Origin of the sequence: Parafrankia irregularis, assembly GCF_001536285.1 — a bacterium.
In the GTDB taxonomy this organism is placed as follows: domain Bacteria; phylum Actinomycetota; class Actinomycetes; order Frankiales; family Frankiaceae; genus Parafrankia; species Parafrankia irregularis.
Genome location: NZ_FAOZ01000006.1, coordinates 263,315 through 282,659 on the forward strand (window position 1 = coordinate 263,315; position 19,345 = coordinate 282,659).

Sequence of the window (19,345 nt, forward strand, 5' to 3'; positions counted from 1 at the left end):
CTGCGAGGTCGGCTGACCGGTTCCCCGCGCCGCCACCGCCACCGCCATCGCCGGCGTCAGACGTCAGGCGTCGAAGGCGTCGAGAATGGTGTCGGCGGCGAGGCTCGGGGTCAGGGCGCCGTCGCGCACCCGCCGTTCGACGTCGGCGGTGACCGCCTGGACCGCCGCGCTGTCGCGCAGCCGGCCCAGCAGGCGGTCCTGGACCATCGCCCACGTCCAGTCGACCTGCTGGCGGCGGCGGCGCTCGGCCAGCTCACCGGAGGCGTCGAGGACGTTCTGGTGCTGCACGACCTGGCCCCACACCGTGTCCAGCCCGGTCTTCTCGGCGGCGCTGCAGGTGAGGACCGGGGTCTGCCACTCGCGGGCGGACCCCTGCAACAGCCGGATCGCACCGGCGAGCTCACGGGCGGCCCGGCGGGCGTCCAGCTCGTGCGGCCCGTCGGCCTTGTTCACGGCGATGACGTCCGCCAGCTCCAGGACGCCCTTCTTGATGCCCTGGAGCTGGTCACCGGTGCGGGCCAGGGTCAGGAACAGGAAGGTGTCCACCATGTCGGCGACCGTGGTCTCGGACTGCCCCACGCCGACGGTCTCGACGAGCACGACGTCGTAGCCGGCGGCCTCCATGATGATCATGGCTTCGCGGGTGGCCTTGGCGACGCCGCCGAGCGTGCCGGCCGTCGGCGAGGGGCGGATGAAGGCGGCCGGGTCGGCGGACAGTGCCGCCATCCGGGTCTTGTCGCCGAGGATGCTGCCCCCGGTCCGGGTCGAGGACGGGTCGACCGCGAGGACCGCCACCTGGTGGCCCTTCGCGGTGAGCATCGTCCCGAGCGCGTCGATGAACGTCGACTTGCCCACCCCGGGCACGCCGGTGATCCCGACCCGGCGGGCCTTGCCGGCATGCGGCAGCAGCGCCACCAGCAGCTGCTGCGCGGCCTCCCGGTGGTCGGCCCGGGTGGACTCGACCAGCGTGACGGCCCGCGCGATCCACACCCTGGACGCCGCGAGGACGCCGTCGGTGTACTCGGCGACGTCGACGGCCCGGCGCGCCACCGTGGTCAGGACGCCTCGGCGGACCCGGGCTGCCCGGCCTTCGCGTGGCCGAGCTGCTCGGACAGGGTCGCCAGCAGCTCGATCGCGGCGTCCGCGATGACCGTTCCGGGCGGGAAGATCGCCGCGGCGCCGGCGGCGCGCAGCGCATCGAAGTCCTGCGGCGGGATGACCCCGCCGACGACGACGAGGATGTCGCCGCGCCCCAGCTCGGCCAGCTCCTCCTTCAGCGCCGGCACCAGCGTGAGGTGCCCGGCGGCCAGCGAGTTCACCCCGATGATCTGGACGTCCGCCTCGATGGCCTGGCGGGCCACCTCGGCGGGCGTCTGGAACAGCGGGCCGACGTCCACGTCGAAGCCGATGTCGGCGAAGCCGGTGGCGATCACCTTCTGGCCGCGATCGTGCCCGTCCTGGCCCATCTTCGCGACGAGGATGCGGGGACGGCGGCCCTCCTCGCGCTCGAAGGCGGCGGCGGCGTCCCGGGCGGCGACGATGTTCCCGGCCGACCCGGCTTCGTCCCGATACACACCGGAGATGGTACGGATCTGGCCCGCGTGGCGCCCGTAGACCTTCTCCAGGGCGTCGGAGATCTCACCGACCGTGGCCTTGGCGCGGGCGGCGTCGACGGCCAGCGCGAGCAGGTTGTGCCCCAGGTCGGCGGGCCGGGAGCCGTCCCGGGCCGCCTCGGCGGCGCCGGTCAGCGCCCGCAGCGCGGACTCGACGGCGGCGCTGTCGCGCTCCTCGCGCAGCCGGCGCAGCTTCTCGATCTGCCCGGCCCGCACGGCCGAGTTGTCGACCTTGAGAACCTCGATGGCCTCGTCCGCGTCCACCCGGTACTTGTTGACCCCGACGAGCGGCTGGCGGCCGGCGTCGATGCGGGCCTGGGTGCGGGCCGCGGCCTCCTCGATGCGCATCTTGGGGATGCCGGCGTCGATCGCCTGCGCCATGCCGCCGCTGGCCTCGACCTCGCTGATGTGGCCCCAGGCCCTGCGAGCCAGGTCGTAGGTCAGCTTCTCGACGAAGTAGCTGCCGCCCCACGGGTCGACGACCCGGGTGGTGCCGGACTCCTGCTGCAGCAGCAGCTGGGTGTTGCGGGCGATGCGGGCGGAGAAGTCGGTGGGCAGCGCCAGTGCCTCGTCGAGGGCGTTGGTGTGCAGCGACTGGGTGTGGCCCTGGGTCGCCGCCATCGCCTCGACGCAGGTGCGCACCACGTTGTTGAAGACGTCCTGCGCGGTCAGCGACCAGCCGGACGTCTGCGAGTGGGTGCGCAGCGACGTCGAGCGCGGGCTCTTCGGCTCGAACTGGTTCACCAGCCGCGCCCACAGCAGCCGGGCGGCGCGCATCTTGGCGACTTCCATGAAGAAGTTCATGCCGATCGCCCAGAAGAACGACAGCCGGGGCGCGAACGCGTCGATCGCCAGCCCGGCGTTGCGCCCGGCCCGGATGTACTCGACGCCGTCCGCGAGCGTGTAGGCGAGCTCCAGGTCGGCGGTCGCGCCCGCCTCCTGCATGTGGTAGCCGGAGATGGAGATCGAGTTGAACTTCGGCATCTTCTGCGAGGTGTACGCGAAGATGTCGGAAATGATCTGCATCGAGGGCTGCGGCGGGTAGATGTAGGTGTTGCGGACCATGAACTCTTTGAGGATGTCGTTCTGGATGGTGCCGGCGAGCTGCTCCGGCGCCACCCCCTGCTCCTCGGCCGCCACGATGTAGAGCGCCAGCACCGGCAGCACGGCGCCGTTCATGGTCATCGAGACGCTCATGCGGTCCAGCGGGATGCCCTCGAACAGCTGGCGCATGTCGTAGATCGAGTCGATGGCGACCCCGGCCATGCCGACGTCGCCGGTGACCCGCGGGTGGTCGCTGTCGTAGCCGCGGTGGGTCGGCAGGTCGAAGGCGACCGACAGGCCCTTCTGGCCGGCGGCCAGGTTACGCCGGTAGAACGCGTTCGACTCCGCCGCGGTGGAGAAGCCGGCGTACTGGCGGATCGTCCACGGCTGGGTCACGTACATCGCCGGGTACGGGCCGCGCAGGTAGGGCGCGACACCCGGGTAGGTGCCCAGGAAGTCCAGGCCGGCGGTGTCGGCCGCGGTGTAGAGCGGCTTGACCGCGATGCCCTCGGGGGTGTCCCAGGTGAGGGCGTCGACGTCCTTGCCGGTGGTCTTCTCCACCGCGGCCCGCCACTGGGCCTCGTCGGCGTCGGCACCCGCCGGCGCGCCGAGTGCGATCTCGGAGAAGTCGGGGATCGAAGACATCAGGCCACTCCCACCGCTGCCAGGGTCGTGCTCAGCACCTCGACGGCGTTGCAGCCGGCGAAGACGTACCCGGTCACCCCGGCCGCGGCGTCGGTCTCCGCGCGGGCACCGGCCTTGCCGGCCAGCCAGATCCGCTCCGCCCCGGCGGCACGCAGCGCCTCGGCGACCGGTGCCGCCCACTCGGCGTAGACCTTGTCCGCCGAGCACAGGCAGGCGACCTTCGCGCCGGACGCGGTGAACGCGGCCGCGATCGCCGCCGGGTCGGTACCCGGCCCGGCGTCGGGCGTGGCCAGGCCGCCGGCCTGGAACAGGTTCGCGGCGAACGTGGACCGCCCGGTGAACGCCGACACGCTGCCGATCGTCGCCAGGAAGACCACCGGACGGGCACCGGTCGCCGCGGTGTGGGCGTCCGAACGGGCCCGCAGCGCCTCGTAGTCCTGGTCATAGGTGATCACCGGCAGGCCACCGGAACCGGCGCCGCCAGCGGGCTCAGCGCTCGGGGCGGGCTCGCGGGCGGGCAGCGTCTCGCCCAGGTTCGGGAACTCGCTCACGCCGGTCAGCGGGTCACGCCGATGCGCGAGCGCGTCGGCCCGGGCCGTCCAGGTGGCGTCCAGCCGGGCCCGCAGCGAGCCGTCCGCCAGCGTCGCGGCGATACCGCCGACACGCTCGATCTCGGTGAAGATCGCCCACGCGGCGGCGGCCAGCTGGTCGGTCAGCGTCTCGACGTACCAGGACCCACCGGCCGGGTCGACCACCCGGATCAGGCTCGACTCCTCCTGGAGCAGGGTCTGGGTGTTGCGCGCGATCCGCCGGGAGAAGTCGTCCGGCAGCCCAAGCCGGCTGTCGAAGGGCAGGACCGTCACCGCGTCCGCGCCACCGACGCCGGCGGCGAAGCAGGCCACGGTCGTGCGCAGCATGTTCACCCACGGGTCGCGGCGGCTCATCATCGCGGCCGAGGTCACCGCGTGCTGGCGCTGGGCCCGCACCTGGGCCGGCGCGCCGCAGACCTCCGCGACCCGCGCCCACAGCCGCCGCGCCGCCCGCAGCTTGGCGATCGTCAGGAACTGGTCGGCGCTCGCCGCATACCGGAACTCCAGCTGGCCCAGGGCGTCGTCCACGCCCATGCCGGCCGCGGTCAGCTCCCGCAGGTAGGCGACCCCGGTGGCGATCGACGCGCCGAGCTCCTCGGCGTCGCTGCCGCCGGCATCGTGGTACGCCCGGGCGTCGACGACCAGTGTGCGCAGCCGCGGGTACTCGGCGGCCACCCGGGGCGCGAGCGCGCGGACCGCGGTGAAGTCGGGCGCGGTCCCCGCCCGCGCGGCGAGCCCCAGCGGGTCGGCACCCAGCACCCCGCTGACCTGGGACGCCGGTACGCCGCGTGCGTCGGCCAGCGCCAGGAAGGCGGCCGCGGCCTCGGCGGTGAGCGGGCCGGCGTCGAGCACCACCGGCGCGAGGTCCAGGTAGACGTCCTTCAGGACCGTGGCGAGACCGTCCAGCGGCAGCCCCGCCGGGCCGAGCCGGAGCCACAGCGAGCTCACGCCGTTCTCCAGGTCGGCGAGCACCGCCTGGGCAGTGAGCCCCGCGTCGGGATGGCTGTGCAGCGCGCGCACATCCCAGCCGTCGGTGTTGGCGCCCTGCGGCCGCGCACCGCGCACGAACGGCGCGAGCCCCGGCAGGCCCGTCGGCGCGAGCGCCGCGCCATCGGCCGCGTCGTACAGCGGACGGATACTGATGCCCTCATACGTCGAGGTCGCGATCAGATCCTCGGCCTCGTCCGGGCTGGCGTCGTCGCCCGCGACCCCGGACTTGCGCAGCACGCCCAGGACGAGCTTGCGCCACTCATCCCGCGTCGCGCTCGGAAAGTCGGCGGCCAACTCCAGCTCCACCGGTGGAACGGTCATGACAGGCAATGCTAGGGGGCAACGACCTCGGAGGCTCGGAGCATGTTCCTCCCGTCACAGAGCCTTGCGTCGGATGCCCGTCCGACCAGCTGCGCGACGCCCTCATCAGCCGTCCCGAGACCAACATCAACGGCCTGGCAGCCAGGGCCGGAGCAGGTCAGCGGAGGTAAGCGGAGGTCAGCGGAGGTCAGCGGACCAGAAGGACCACGGCCACGACCACACCCAGCACGACGACCGCGGTGCGTAGGACATTCGCGGGCAGAAGCCGGGCGACCCGCGCGCCGAGCACACCACCGCAGGCCGACGTCACGACCAGAATGCCCGCGAAGGCCCAGGAGACCTGCGCCGTCACCAGGAAGACCACGACACCGATCGAGTTGACGCCGAAGGAGAGAAGCGTCTTGAGCGCGTTCGTCCGCTGCAGCTCGTCGACGAGAAGAATGCCGAGCACACCCAGCAGCAGAACGCCGAGCCCGGCACCGAAATAGGAGCCGTACGCGCCGGCGACGAACACGCCGATACGCGTCGGCCAGGTGATGGCGCCCTGCGGCGGCCCGGGTTCCGTTCCGGGTTCCGTGCCGGACTGTGTGGCGGTCGCGGCGGTCGCGGCGGCCACCGTGGCCGCCCGCCGCCGGGCGACCATGGCCGCGAGCCGGGACTGCACCGCGAGCAGCAGGCAGGCGGCGAGGACCAGGAACGGAACAGCCGACTTGAACCCGTCGGAGGGCGTCAGCAGGAGCACGATCGCGCCGACCAGTCCGCCGAGCATCGCGGGGGGCGCCAGTGCCTTCAGCCGACCGGTCTGGCCACGCAGCTCCCGCCGATACCCGAGCGCTCCGCCCGCATAGCCGGTGACGAGACCGACCGAAGAGGTGATGTTGGCGGTCAGGGCCGGCATCCCGGTCGCCAGCAGCGCGGGGAACGCGATCAGCGTGCCGCCGCCCGCGATGGCGTTGACCGCGCCCGCGAGCAGGCCGCCGCCCGCGACGAGAGCAGCGTCGGCTGGTCCCACAGGTCCTCCGTCCGGTCGTGACGAACCGCCGACAACTCGGTTACGACCGACGGCGACACGGCGCCCGTCGGGAGGCCGCGGGCCTCACCCTGTCCGGATGAATGCGGCCTTTCCAGGGATTGCGGCCCAGGTCACGGCACTTTCCGGGCCGATCGGCCCGGGCCGCGACGGAGCCAGCCGACCCACCGACGCTGCGTCAGAGGTCGAACTCCTCGGGGTTGATCCCGACCGCGAAGCACGCCTCCCGGACGATCGCCTGCTCGGCCTTGTCGAAGTTGCCGTCGGCGCCGCCGATGACGATCCCGATCTGGATCACCGCGCGGGCCTCGGTCGGCTTCTTCTTGACCTTGCCGATCTCCTGCAGGATGGAGACCTTGCCGAAGTCGAAGTCCGCCTGCAGCTTGCCGAGATAGTCGTTGAACCTGCGCTGCAGGTCGTCGGCCGGGAAGTTGGACAGCACGTCGTTACTGACGATCAGTGAGGCGACCCGCTGGCGCTCCGCCGGGTCGATGCTGCCGTCCGCGGCGGCCACGAGAGCACACATCGCCATGCTCGCGTCACGGAAAGCGCCGCTCTTGAGGTCGTTCTTCTTCGCGTTGAGCTGGCCCTGCATGGTCTGCGCGGACTGGCGTAGCTGGTTCCAGATCGGCACCTGTGCTCCTTTGCCGGTGGCGTTTCCGGTGTTCGAGGATCCTGGCGTTCTGGTGATGGCAGGTCAGATCAGACGGTTAGACCCGTCAGGACGGGCCAAGCCGTGCCTGACCTGGCCAACCTCCCACGAGGAGAACGTGCGACTGCCGGGCAACGCTCCTCGCTTGTCAGGATGCGCCGTTGAGCCGGTCGACGGCCAGCTGGGCATCACCGATATTGACGAAGTCCACCGCGACGAAGGTCGGGCGCCGCCCCTGTTCGGCCTCACAGCTGTGCGCACGGTCGAGGATCCGGTCGGCATTGTTGGCGACCAGGGCCGCCTGCCGGCTCGGCGCCGCGTCGGTCACCCAGTTGTTGAGCAGGAGCAGCTCCGACCCGGCCTCACCGCGATTGCGCGCACAGCCGACAAGTTTGTCCGCCGAGTCGACGGAGAAGGGTGTGTCCGATGCATAGCGGTAGAAACTTCGGAGAAATGTTCCGGGCAGGTCCTGGCTCTCGGTGAAGACGGCCAGCCGCCGACCGCTGTCGACCATCTCACGCAGCGTGGGCCATGAGCCGTCGTCGGCGGGCGGGGTGACCACGAGCCGGGAAAGCCCCGCCTGCGCGACCGCACCGGCGATCTCGGAGGCCGGCACACCGTCCTGGATGATGAAGGTGACGACCTCGCTCGGGTTGCGGGCCATCCAGTCCCCCACCTTGCCGAGCTCCTCGACCAGGTCGAGCGCGCCGAGCTGGCACATGTCGTGGCACAGCCACAGCCCCGGCCGGGCCGACCTGGCGTTGCGGGTCAACGGCTCGATGGCCGCCCGGGTCGTCGGCGGGAGCGTCGCGAGCACCGCGTCGACCTGCTCGGGCGTGGTCCAGTGGTGCACGTCGAGCAGCAGCGCGCGAACGCCGAGGTCGAGCTGGTGCACCAGCGACGGATCCTGCGTCGGGCCGAGAAAACGGTCCTCGCTGTTCGCCATCGCGTTGTGGGTCGCGAGGTAGGTGACCTCGTCGTAGCGCTTCGCGCAGAGCTGGGCCTGGCCGTTGCACAGTTCGCGCCCGGTGGCCGCGGCGCCCGGGAACGCGACCCAGGTCACCGCGATCATCACCGGAATGGTCACCACGAGGCCACCGGCGAGCCGGCGCCGCCGGCCGACCCGGCTCCACCGCGCGGACACTCGCCGGAACACGGCTGCGCCGACGACCACCAGGCCCACGAGCAGCGTCCAGCCGACGATGCGCAGGTAGTCGGCCTCGATGTCGCCGTAGGCGTGCCGGGAGAAGTCCGCGAGGACGGCCCCGGCGCCCGGTGGCAACGGCCCACCGGGCTTGTCCAGCGCCAGCAGCGGGTTCGGCAGCAGGATCCGCATCGCGACCCCGAACAGGCCTGCGGCGGCACCCGCGGTGATCACGGCGGCCGCCAGCGCGCGCACCCGGGACCGGCCCCGCCTGGCCGCCAGCCCGATGATCGCCACACCGATCAGGCCGACCAGGGCGAGCAGGGCCACGGTCAGGCCGTCCAACGCCGCGGAGACGTCGTGCAGCCGGGAGACGGCGCTGATGGCCGGCTCGTCGCGCAGGTCGGAGAGTCGGACGCCCAGGTCGAGAACGGCACCGTCGGTGAGGTGCGACCGCATCTCACCGATCGCCTGCTCGTCGCCCTGGAACAACAGCGGGCCGACCAGGGCCAGCGCTCCGGCGACGTCCCCGGAGCGCAGGTCCGCGCGCAGCGGGCCGGCCATCTCGTCGCGGTCGGCCGCCGGCAGCCGACCGAGCACCGCGTCGACGACGCGGTCGGTGTCCTGCGCGGACAGCTGCATGGTGGGCAGATCGGCCGGCGGGCGGCCCGCCATGATCTCGTCGATTGCGGTCAGGATCGCGCGGGTGAAGTCCGTCACGGACTCGACCTGGTAGCTGCTCCCCGACCCGAGCTCCCCGGCTATGTAGCGGTTGGCCAGGCCGGAGACGTTGCCGAAGATCGGCGTGAGGTCGACCGTGAACGCGAGATCGTCCTGCTTCGCGCTCAGGTAGCCCACGATGCGCCGGATCTGCTCGTCGGTCATCTCCTCGACCGTCGATGGCGGGAGGACCGTGCGCAGGTTCGCCGTGACCAGCGACGAGTCGATCGGCAGGCCGGAGAGCAGCGAGTCCACCGCCGGGTCGGGCAGGACCTCGGTGTAGATGCGGTCGTAGGCGTCGGCCTCGGTGAGCGACTGGGAGTAGAAGTCGGCGCTGAGCACGGTGGAACGCGCGGTGGTGAGCACGACGACGGGCACCCAGACCAGCGCCAGCAGCACGGCCAGGCCGGCCTGGGCCGCTCGCAGCCGCACACCGCTCCCACGGCCGGACGGCACCGGCCCGGCGGCCCGACCGCCGCTGGCGACCCGACCGGCTTTGGCGACCCGACCGGCGCTGGCGGCCTGGCCGGATCTGGCGGCCCGACCGGCGCTGGCAGTTCGGCCGACTCCGACGCCTCCGCTACCCGTGGCGGGTGGTTCGCCGCCCGGGCCCGGCGGATCGCCGTCGGCGGCACGCGGCTCGGGGACCGCCGCTCTGGTGTCGCCGGACGAGCTCGTGGACGGGGCCGCGTCGGAGCCATCTCCCGACGCGAACTCTGGCTCCGTCGTGGACCCGGGCGCGCCAACGGGCCCGGACGCCGCAGCGGACCCGGGTGTGGTGGCCCGCCTGCCTAGGCGCCCACGGAGCCCAGAAGCCATTCGGCCCATCTCCGACCTGTCACCACGCACCGCCATGGACGGCTTCCAACCTATCCCGGCCGGGCCGATCAGAGATCGGTTCCGCCGGCCAGGGAACACTCAGAGATCAGCTCAGGGCTGGCTCGCACGCAACTGCGGGTGCAGCACGGCCGTCAGGGCCTCCTCGATCCGCGCCGCGACGTCGTCCGGCGTGCCGGAACCGTCGATGCTCCGCAGCAGGCCCTGCTCCCCGTAGTGGCTGCGCAGCGGGGCCGTCTCCGCGGTGAAGACCTCCATGCGGCGCCGCGCCGTCTCGGCGGTGTCGTCGACGCGGCCCTCGGACAGCGCACGCCGGCTGATCCGCGCCAGCACCTCGGCCTGGTCGACCTTGAGATCCATCACGACGTCCAGCGGGCCGCAGGAGGCGTCCAGCATGCGGTCGAGGGCCTCGGCCTGTGGCAGCGTCCGGGGGAAGCCGTCGAGCAGGAAGCCGGCCCCACAGTCGGCACCGGTGGTGAGGCGGTCCGCGACGATGTCCAGCACGATCTCGTCGGGGACCAGCTCACCGGCACGGACGTAGCGCTCCGCCCGCCGGCCCAGGCTGGTGCCGGCGGAGATCTGCTGGTCGAAGAGCTGGCCCGTCGAGATCGCGGGAACGCCGTGGCGCGCGCTGATACGTGCGGCCTGGGTTCCCTTGCCTGCACCGGGTGGACCGAGCAGCACGAGCCTCATGCCCTGCACGCTACAGGCAGTTGCGCTGCCGACAGCTGCACCAAAAGGACAAAAGGGCCCGGCCCGGACTCGATGGAAGGCAGCTCACCTCCCTCGGTCCGGGCCGTTCCTGACCAATCGTCAGGGCCGGCTGGCCGTCAGGGCCGTCGGGTCGGCAGGATCGGGGCGGGCAGGTCCGTCGTGCCCATCAGATACCGGTCGACGGCCGCCGCGGCCGAGCGCCCCTCCGCGATCGCCCAGACGATCAGCGACTGGCCGCGGCCCATGTCCCCGGCCACGAACACACCGGGGACGGACGTCGACCAGCCCAGGTCGCGGGCGACGTTGCCACGGGGGTCGAGGTCGACCCCGAGCTGCTCCAGCAGGCCCGGGCGCTCGGGCCCGACGAAGCCCATGGCCAGCAGCACCAGGTCGCAGGGCAGCTCGGTGTCGGTCCCCTCGATCTTGCGGGGCCTGCCGTCGACCATCTCGACCTCGTGCATGAGCAGCGCCCGCACGTTGCCGTCGTCGTCGCCGAGGAACCGCTCGGTGGACACGGCGAAGACCCGCTCGCCGCCCTCCTCGTGCGCGCTGGTGACCCGGTAGAGCAGCGGGAAGGTCGGCCACGGGTTCGCCGGGGCGCGCGACGCCGGCGGCCGGGGCATGATCTCCAGCTGGTGGACGGACACCGCGCCCTGACGGTGCGAGGTGCCCAGGCAGTCGGCCCCGGTGTCACCACCGCCGATGATCACCACCCGCTTGCCCTCGGCGGAGATGGTCGTCCGGTCCAGGTCACCGAGCTGGACCTTGTTCGCGGGCACCAGGAAGTCCATGGCCAGGTGGATGCCGCCCAGCTCCCGGCCCGGCACCGGCAGGTCACGGCCCACCGTCGACCCGCCGGCGAGGACGACCGCGTCGTAGGACGACCGCAGCTCGTCCGCGGTGAGGTCGACACCGACGTTGCACGAGGTGATGAACGAGGTGCCCTCTGCCTCCATCTGCGCGAGACGGTTGTCGAGGACGCTCTTCTCCATCTTGAACTCGGGGATGCCGTAGCGGAGCAGGCCGCCCACGCGGTCCGCCCGCTCGTAGACCACCACCTCGTGGCCGGCCCGGGTGAGCTGCTGGGCGGCGGCCAGCCCGGCCGGGCCCGAACCGACCACCGCGACCCGCCGCCCGGTCCGCACCGACGGCTGGACCGGGGTCACCACCCCGTCCGCGATCGCGCGGTCGATGATGGTGACCTCGATCTGCTTGATCGTCACCGGGTCGTCGCCGATGCCGAGCACGCAGGCCGCCTCGCACGGCGCCGGGCACAGCCGCCCGGTGAACTCCGGGAAGTTGTTGGTCGCGTGCAGCCGCTCGATCGCCTCGGTCCAGTCCCCGCGGCGGGCGAGGTCGTTCCACTCGGGAATGATGTTCCCCAGCGGGCAGCCGTTGTGGCAGAACGGGATGCCGCAGTCCATGCACCGGCCGGCCTGGTCGCGCAGCGCCGGCTCGGGGAACGGCTCGTACACCTCGCGCCAGTCGGTGAGACGCAGGTCCACCGGCCGACGTGAGGGCAGCTCCCGGCGGTGCTTGAGAAACCCGGTCGGGTCAGCCATGACACTCCTGTCGCGGTCTGGTTCTTCGTTGGATCAATGGGTCGGTACCCGCGTGGTGACCTGGTCAGACGCGGGACGACGCCATGATCTCCTCGTCGACGGGCAGGCCCTGCTCCTGCGCCCTGCGCATGGCAGCCAGGACTCGCTTGTAGTCGCGCGGCATGACCTTCACGAAGTGGTCCTGCTCGTCCGCCCAGCGGGAGATCAGCCGGGCTGCGACAGCGGAGCCCGTCTCCCGGTAGTGCTTCTCGATGTGCCCGCGCAGCGCGACCCGGTCATCGCCGTCGAGCGGGTCGACGTCCACCATCTCGGTGTTGATGCGCTGGAGCACCGGCTTGTGAAGATACGCGACGCCACCGCTCATCCCGGCAGCGAAGTTGCGGCCGATCGAGCCGAGGACGACGACGACACCGCCGGTCATGTATTCGCAGCCGTGGTCCCCGACGCCCTCGACCACCGCGACGGCGCCCGAGTTACGCACGCAGAACCGCTCACCGACGATGCCGCGGAAGTAGGCCTCGCCCGCGGTGGCCCCGTAGAGCAGCACGTTGCCGGCGACGATGTTCTCCTCCGCCCGCAGCGGCGCCTCCTTCGGCGGGAAGACGATGAGCCGCCCGCCGGAGAGGCCCTTGCCGGCGTAGTCGTTGGCGTCGCCCTCCAGGGTGAGGGTCATCCCGCGGGGGACGAACGCGCCGAAGCTCTGCCCGGCGGAACCGGTGAACCGCAGCGAGATCGTGTCGTCGGGCAGCCCGGCCGCCCCGTACCTCTTCGTCACCTCGTAGCCGAGCATGGTGCCGACCGTCCGGTTGACGTTGCGGATCGGCATCTCCAGCCAGACCGGCCGGCCGTCCTCGATCGCGCCCTCGCAGAGCTGGATCAGCGAGTTGTCGAGCGCCTTGTCCAGGCCGTGGTCCTGGCTCGCGGTGCAGTGCAGCGAGCCACCGAACGGCCGCTCCGGCGTGTGCAGCAGCGGGGTGATGTCGAGCCCGGACGCCTTCCAGTGGTCGATCGCCGCCCGGGCGTCGAGCAGGTCGACCCGGCCCACCGCCTCCGCGATGCTGCGCAGGCCCAGCGCGGCCAGGTGCTCGCGCACCTCCTCGGCGATGAAGGTGAAGAACGCCTCCACGAACTCGGGGCGCCCGGTGAACCGCTTACGCAGCTCCGGGTTCTGCGTCGCCACGCCGACCGGGCAGGTGTCCAGGTGACAGACACGCATCATCACGCAGCCCGCGACGACGAGCGGCGCGGTGGCGAAGCCGAACTCCTCGGCACCCAGCAGGGCACCGATGACGACGTCCCGGCCGGTCTTCATCTGGCCGTCGACCTGAACGACGATGCGGTCCCGCAGGCCGTTGAGCAGCAGGGTCTGCTGGGTCTCGGCGAGGCCCAGCTCCCACGGCGCGCCGGCGTGCTTGAGCGACGTCAGCGGCGACGCCCCGGTGCCGCCGTCATGGCCGGAGATCAGCACGACGTCGGCGTGCGCCTTGGAGACACCCGCGGCCACCGTCCCGACCCCGACCTCGGCGACGAGCTTGACGTGCACCCGCGCCTTGGGGTTGGAGTTCTTCAGGTCGTGGATGAGCTGGGCGAGGTCCTCGATCGAGTAGATGTCGTGGTGCGGGGGCGGCGAGATCAGGCCGACGCCCGGGGTCGAGTGCCGGGTCTTCGCGATCCACGGGTAGACCTTGTGCCCGGGCAGCTGGCCGCCCTCGCCCGGCTTCGCGCCCTGCGCCATCTTGATCTGGATGTCGTCGGCGTTCGCCAGGTACTCGCTGGTCACCCCGAACCGGCCGCTGGCCACCTGCTTCACGGCCGAACGGCGCAGGTCGCCGTTGTCGTCCGGGGTGAAGCGGCGCGCGTCCTCGCCGCCCTCGCCGGTGTTCGACTTCCCGCCGAGGCGGTTCATCGCGATCGCGAGCGTCTCGTGGGCCTCGGCGCTGATCGAGCCGTACGACATGGCGCCGGTCGCGAACCGCTTCACGATCTCGGAGGCCGGCTCGACCTGGTCGATCGGGATCGGGCCACGCCCGGTGTCACGCAGCGCGAACAGGCCGCGCAGCGTCGCGTTCTGCCGGGCCAGGTCGTCGACCTTCGCGGTGTACTCGCGGAACAGGTCGTACTGGCGGCTGCGGGTGGCGTGCTGGAGCAGGAAGACGGTCTCCGGGTTGAACAGGTGCAGCTCGCCCTCACGCCGCCACTGGTACTCGCCGCCGACCTCCAGGGTGCGGTGCGCGAGCTCGGAGGGGACCGTCGGGTACGCGCGCCGGTGCCGGGCCGCGACCTCCTCGGCGATGACGTCGATGCCGACGCCGTCGAGCCGGCTGGGCGTGCCGACGAAGTACTCGTCGACCAGCTCCTGCGACAGCCCGATCGCCTCGAAGACCTGGGCCCCGGTGTAGCTCGCCACCGTGGAGATGCCCATCTTGGACATCACCTTGAGCAGGCCCTTGCCGAGCGCCTTGATCATGTTCTTCTCGGCCTGCTCGCGGTCGACGCCGGTGAGCTCGCCGCTGGCGAGCAGGTCGTCGATCGACTCGAAGGCCAGGTACGGGTTGACCGCCGCCGCGCCGTAGCCGGTGAGCAGCGCGATGTGGTGGACCTCGCGGGCGTCACCGCATTCGACGATGAGGCCGACCTTCGTCCGGGTCTTCTCGCGGATCAGGTGGTGGTGCACCGCCGCGGTCAGCAGCAGGGACGGGATCGGCGCCTTGTGCTCGTCGGAGTCGCGGTCGGAGAGAACCACAATGCGGGCACCGTCGGCGATGGCCTCGCTGACACCGGCGCAGATCTCCGCGAGGCGCGCGGTCAGCGCGGCACCGCCACCCTCGACGTCGTACAGACCACGTACCGTCACCGACGCGAAGCCGGGCATGTCACCGTCGTCGTTGATGCCGATGATCCGCGCCAGCTGGGTGTTGCTGATCACCGGGAACGGCAGGTGCACCATCCGGGCCGACGCCGGGGTCGGGTCGAGCAGGTTGCCCTCCGGGCCGAGCGTGCGGGCGAGGCTGGTGACCAGCTCCTCCCGGATCGCGTCCAGCGGCGGGTTGGTGACCTGGGCGAACAGCTGGGTGAAGTAGTCGAACAGCAGCCTCGGCCGGGTGGAGAGCACGGCGACCGGGGTGTCGGTGCCCATCGACCCGATCGGTTCGGCCCCCGAGCGCGCCATCGGGCCGACGATGATCCGCAGCTCCTCCTCGGTGTACCCGAAGACCTGCTGGCGACGCAGGACGGACGAGTGCCCGTACAGGATGTGCTCCCGCTCGGGCAGGTCGTCCAGGGAGATGACGCCGGCGTGCAGCCACTCCTCGTACGGCGCGGCGTTCGCCAGCGCCGACTTGACCTCGTCGTCGCTGACGATCCGGCCCTTCGCGGTGTCGACGAGGAACATCCGCCCAGGCTGCAGGCGGCCCTTGCGCACCACCTTGTGCGGCGGGATGTCCAGCACGCCGACCTCGGAGGCCATCACGACCAGGCCGTCGTCGGTCACCCAGTAGCGGGACGGGCGCAGGCCGTTGCGGTCCAGCACCGCGCCGATCATCGTGCCGTCGGTGAAGGCGATGGAGGCCGGGCCGTCCCAGGGCTCCATGAGCGCGGAGTGGAACTCGTAGAAGGCCCGGCGGGCCGGGTCCATCTCCTCGTGGTTCTCCCACGCCTCCGGGATCATCATGAGCACCGCGTGCGGCAGCGAACGCCCGCCCAGGTGCAGCAGCTCGAGCACCTCGTCGAAGCTGGCCGAGTCGCTGGCGCCGTCCTCACAGATCGGGAACAGCCGTGCCAGGTCGCCGGGGATGAGGTTGCTGGCCAGCAGCGCCTCCCGCGCGCGCATCCAGTTACGGTTGCCGCGCACGGTGTTGATCTCGCCGTTGTGGGCGATCAGCCGGTACGGGTGTGCCAGCGGCCAGCTCGGGAAGGTGTTCGTCGAGAACCGGCTGTGCACCAGCGCGATGGCGCTGTCGAACCGCGGGTCGTCGAGGTCCGGGAAGTAGGCGGAGAGCTGATGCGTCGTCAGCATGCCCTTGTAGACGATGGTGCGGGCTGACAGCGACGGCATGTAGGCGCCGGTCTCGCGCCGGACCCGCTTGCGTACGCAATAGGCGCGGCGCTCGAGGTCCATCACGTCGAATCCGTCGTCGGACGCGGAGCCGGTCGCACCCGCCGCGCCGGCCGCCCCGGACCCGTCCTGAGCCTGCGCCGGATCAGCCGCGGCGGCCCCGGTCGGCTCGCCGGGAAGCGCGAGGAAGATCTGCCGCATCCACGGCTCGACCTCACGCGCCGCGGTACCGACGAGGTGGCCGACCGTCGGAACCTCCCGCCAGCCGAGGATCCGCAGGCCCTCCTGGCGCACGATCCGGCTGATCGCCCGGACGGCGTCGTCGCGCTCGCCGGCGATCTGGGAGAGGAAGATCGTGCCGACGGCGTACCGGCCCGGCGCCGGCAGCGGGAACTGCACGACGTCACGGAAGAAGCCATCCGGCACCTGAACCAGGATGCCCGCACCGTCGCCGGTGTCGGGGTCGCTGCCGGACGCACCGCGGTGATCAAGATTGCGCAGGACTGTCAGCCCCTGATCGACCAGCTCGTGGCTACGCCGGCCATGCACATCGACAACGAAGCCGACGCCACAGGCATCGTGTTCGAACGAGGGGTCATAGAGACCTTGCGCAGTCGACATCCGGAGGTGTCCCGTCCATCTTCAGGGGCCGATGGGAGCGGACGACGTTGTCCGGAGGGTGGCGCGGCGAATGACGGGCTGCTCATCAGCTCCGCGCCTGTACCGAGTGTGCCATGCGCAAGCCGCATCCGCCGGGGTCGCTCATGTCCGTCAGATCACAGCGAGATGACGCCAGATTTCACAGGTGATCAAAGAACTTCCGGTAAGGGGCCACCGAAAGCGGACAAGTGACAGGGAGGCAACATTCCCGTCACAGGGCGCACCGCCAGGCAGCCAGCCGCCGCGAACCGGACGAGCAGGGTGAGGATCTCCTGCCTATAAGCAGTGTACGGATCCAGTTTGTCGTGGATCTGCCCACCCTCCGTGCGATCTCCGGTATTCCGCCCTGTCACGGCAAGCCACCCTGTTCGTCGAGGGCAGCCTGCCTCGGTCAGTCCCGGCTGGCCGAGCCCGCCCCCGCAGTCCCGGCAGGACCGGCGGTAGCAGAACCCGGGACGGCGGAACCGGCGGCGGCATCCGGCCCGCTGGGCGCCTTCCCAGCCGTCGCGCCCGCGCCCGCGCCGACGCCGGCACCGGCGGCCGAGCCGCCCGCACCCGGGACGGCTACGGCCGGCTCGGTCGCCCGGTCACCTGGATGGTCCGCGCTGACCGTGGCAGCGCCCTTGCCGGCGTCGATGCCCGGCCCACCGGTCGCGGTCGCCTCCGTCGCGCCGGCCGCGGCCGCCTTGCCCTCGTGGCCCGCCTTGCCAGCAACGCCAGTCTCGCCGGCCCCGGTCCCCTTGCCAGCCGTGTCCGTCTTGCCTGGCGTCTCCGCCTTGCCGGCCGCGTCGGTCCTGCCCTCCACGCCGGCCTTGCTGTCCGCGCCCGCACCGGCCTCGGCGTCCGGGGTGTCCCCGGCGCCGGGGGCCGGGGGCCAGCCGACGTTGGCGTCGATCGGGCGCCGAACGAGCGCCAGCGCCAACACCGCGAGCAGGAAGACCACGATCGAGACCCAGATGTTGATCCGGAAGCCGAGGACCTTCTCCGCGGTGTCGATCCGCAGCGCCTCGATCCACAGTCTCCCGATCGTGTAAAGCGCCACGTAGAGGAAGAACAAGCGCCCGCGGCCAAGCCGCTTACGCCTGTCGACGAGCAGCAGGACCCCCGCGACGACCAGGTTCCACAGCGACTCGTAAAGGAAGGTCGGGTGGTAGGCCGAGACTCCCGGGATCATCTGGTGCGCCGGATCGATCCGGACCGCCCAGGGCAGATCCGTCGCGCGGCCGTACAGCTCCTGGTTGAACCAGTTCCCCCACCGCCCGATCGCCTGCGCGAGAGCCAGGCCGGGCGCGAGCGCGTCCGCGAACAGGCCGAACGACACGTCCATCCGTCGGCAGGCGATCCAGGCGCCGAGCGCCCCACCGGCGACCGCGCCCCAGATCGCCAGGCCGCCGTTCCAGACCTCGAAGACCGCGACCAGGTCGCCGTCCTTGCCGAAGTAGGCCTCGGGGCTGCTGACCACGTGGTAGATCCGCGCGCCGACGATGCCGAACGGGACCGCCCAGTACGCGACCTCGCTGGCGACCACGGGATCCACGCCACGTGCCCGCAACCGCCGAGCGGTCACGACAACAGCGACGATGATCCCGATGACGATCATCAGAGCGTAGGCGCGCAGGGGGACGGGCCCCAGATGCACGACTCCTCGGGATGGACTGGGTATAGCAGCGAGCACCACGGGGGTCAGGCTATCGCCCCGGACGTCCGATGCTGCGAGGCCAGTCCCACGAGCAACGCAGCCGCAATCGGGAACGCGCCGGGCACACTTCCCGCAATCCACGACACCACAGGGGATATACCTGGCGCAATCAGACAGACCGGGCCCGGGTGGACCACAGAACAGCAACGGAGCGCCCACGGAGCGGCGGCGGGATGTTCACGGGAACAGGTCAGTCAGAGGCCGAGCGCACACCCGCGGCAAGCTCGGCTGCCAGACTGGTGACCGCGGCGAGACCGGCGTCGCCGCCCTGACCGGCACCGGTGTCGGTCGCGGTGTCGGTGGCGAGCGCACGGACGAGGGCCGAACCGACGATGACCCCGTCCGCGAAGCTCGCGACCTCCGAGGCCTGGGCCCCGTTGCTGACTCCCAGCCCGACGGCGACCGGCAGGCCGGTCACCTCACGCACCCGGGCGACAAGATCACCGGCCTTGGCCCCGACCTCGGCGCGCGCCCCGGTGACACCCATTGTCGACGCCGCGTAGACAAAGCCACGGCTGTGCCCGGTGACCAGGCGCAGCCGCTCGGGCGTGGAGCTCGGCGCGACCAGGAAGACCGGGTCCAGGCCGTGGGCGGCACAGGCCGCGAGCCAGCGGTCGGCCTCCTCGGGCGGCAGGTCGGGAGTGATCGCTCCCGCCCCGCCGGCCGCGGCCAGGTCGGCCGCGAACGCCTCCAGGCCGTATCGCTCCACCGGATTCCAGTAGGTCATCACCAGTGTCGGCGCTCCGGTCTCGGCGACCGCCTCGACCGTGCGCAGCACGTCCCGCGTCGTGACTCCGCCACGCAGGGCGGCATCGGCGGCGTCCTGGATGACCGGCCCGTCCATGGTCGGGTCGGAGTAGGGCAGACCGACCTCGACCACGTCCACCCCCGCCGCGACCATGGCCCGCATCGCGGCGATCCCGCGTTCCACTGTCGGGAAGCCCGCGGGAAGGTAGCCGACGAGGACGGCACGCCCCTCGTCGCGGGCCTGGGCGAAGGCCCGGTCCAGCGGGCTGAACCGCTCCGCCTCGCCCGACTGGACCTGCGCTGACGCGCTCTGTGCCAACTGA

11 protein-coding genes are annotated in these 19,345 nt (G+C 71.8%); all 11 read right to left on the reverse strand.

From position 1 onward, the window contains the following. Positions 1–63: 63 nt before the first annotated feature. Positions 64–1,050, reverse strand: a complete 987-nt coding sequence (meaB, locus tag AWX74_RS12305; RefSeq protein ID WP_091275271.1) for a methylmalonyl Co-A mutase-associated GTPase MeaB — start codon at positions 1,048–1,050, stop codon at positions 64–66. A gap of 5 nt (positions 1,051–1,055) precedes the next feature. Further along, positions 1,056–3,302, reverse strand: coding sequence for a methylmalonyl-CoA mutase (gene scpA / locus AWX74_RS12310; RefSeq protein WP_091275274.1), 2,247 nt, complete (start codon positions 3,300–3,302; stop codon positions 1,056–1,058). Then, entirely contained in the window at positions 3,302–5,203 is a 1,902-nt protein-coding gene (locus tag AWX74_RS12315) for a methylmalonyl-CoA mutase family protein (protein ID WP_091275276.1), read from the reverse strand. The genes scpA and AWX74_RS12315 overlap by 1 nt, the downstream gene beginning before the upstream one ends. A 187-nt stretch (positions 5,204–5,390) precedes the next feature. Beyond that, complete coding sequence (locus AWX74_RS12320) at positions 5,391–6,215, reverse strand: sulfite exporter TauE/SafE family protein (RefSeq protein WP_091275278.1); 825 nt, start codon at positions 6,213–6,215, stop codon at positions 5,391–5,393. Positions 6,216–6,411: 196 nt separating this feature from the next. Beyond that, entirely contained in the window at positions 6,412–6,867 is a 456-nt protein-coding gene (locus AWX74_RS12325; protein ID WP_091275282.1) for a tellurite resistance TerB family protein, read from the reverse strand. Positions 6,868–7,033: 166 nt separating this feature from the next. After that, positions 7,034–9,568, reverse strand: a complete 2,535-nt coding sequence (locus AWX74_RS12330) for a phosphoinositide-specific phospholipase C-related protein (protein ID WP_091275773.1) — start codon at positions 9,566–9,568, stop codon at positions 7,034–7,036. A 111-nt stretch (positions 9,569–9,679) separates the two neighbouring features. After that, on the reverse strand, positions 9,680–10,279 hold the full coding sequence (locus AWX74_RS12335) for an adenylate kinase (RefSeq protein WP_091275285.1): 600 nt from the start codon (positions 10,277–10,279) through the stop codon (positions 9,680–9,682). Between the two features lie 137 nt (positions 10,280–10,416). Continuing rightward, on the reverse strand, positions 10,417–11,862 hold the full coding sequence (locus tag AWX74_RS12340; RefSeq protein ID WP_091275288.1) for a glutamate synthase subunit beta: 1,446 nt from the start codon (positions 11,860–11,862) through the stop codon (positions 10,417–10,419). Positions 11,863–11,926: 64 nt separating this feature from the next. Then, positions 11,927–16,537 (reverse strand): glutamate synthase large subunit, encoded by a 4,611-nt coding sequence (gene gltB / locus AWX74_RS12345; RefSeq protein ID WP_091275292.1) that lies wholly within the window; start codon positions 16,535–16,537, stop codon positions 11,927–11,929. A 430-nt stretch (positions 16,538–16,967) separates the two neighbouring features. Next, positions 16,968–18,215 (reverse strand): prolipoprotein diacylglyceryl transferase, encoded by a 1,248-nt coding sequence (gene lgt / locus AWX74_RS12350; protein ID WP_278184627.1) that lies wholly within the window; start codon positions 18,213–18,215, stop codon positions 16,968–16,970. 250 nt (positions 18,216–18,465) lie between these two features. Then, a complete protein-coding gene (trpA, locus tag AWX74_RS12355) occupies positions 18,466–19,341 on the reverse strand; it encodes a tryptophan synthase subunit alpha (protein ID WP_397313061.1) in 876 nt (291 codons plus the stop codon). Positions 19,342–19,345: the final 4 nt, after the last annotated feature.

Bases quoted from the DNA above. Each gene is read 5' to 3' on its own strand.
- AWX74_RS12335 (WP_091275285.1), bottom strand. From the start codon at position 10,279: ATGAGGCTCGTGCTGCTCGGTCCACCCGGTGCAGGCAAGGGAACCCAG.
- AWX74_RS12340 (WP_091275288.1), bottom strand. From the start codon at position 11,862: ATGGCTGACCCGACCGGGTTTCTCAAGCACCGCCGGGAGCTGCCCTCA.
- AWX74_RS12330 (WP_091275773.1), bottom strand. From the start codon at position 9,568: ATGGCTTCTGGGCTCCGTGGGCGCCTAGGCAGGCGGGCCACCACACCC.
- AWX74_RS12315 (WP_091275276.1), bottom strand. From the start codon at position 5,203: ATGACCGTTCCACCGGTGGAGCTGGAGTTGGCCGCCGACTTTCCGAGC.
- gltB (WP_091275292.1), bottom strand. From the start codon at position 16,537: ATGTCGACTGCGCAAGGTCTCTATGACCCCTCGTTCGAACACGATGCC.
- scpA (WP_091275274.1), bottom strand. From the start codon at position 3,302: ATGTCTTCGATCCCCGACTTCTCCGAGATCGCACTCGGCGCGCCGGCG.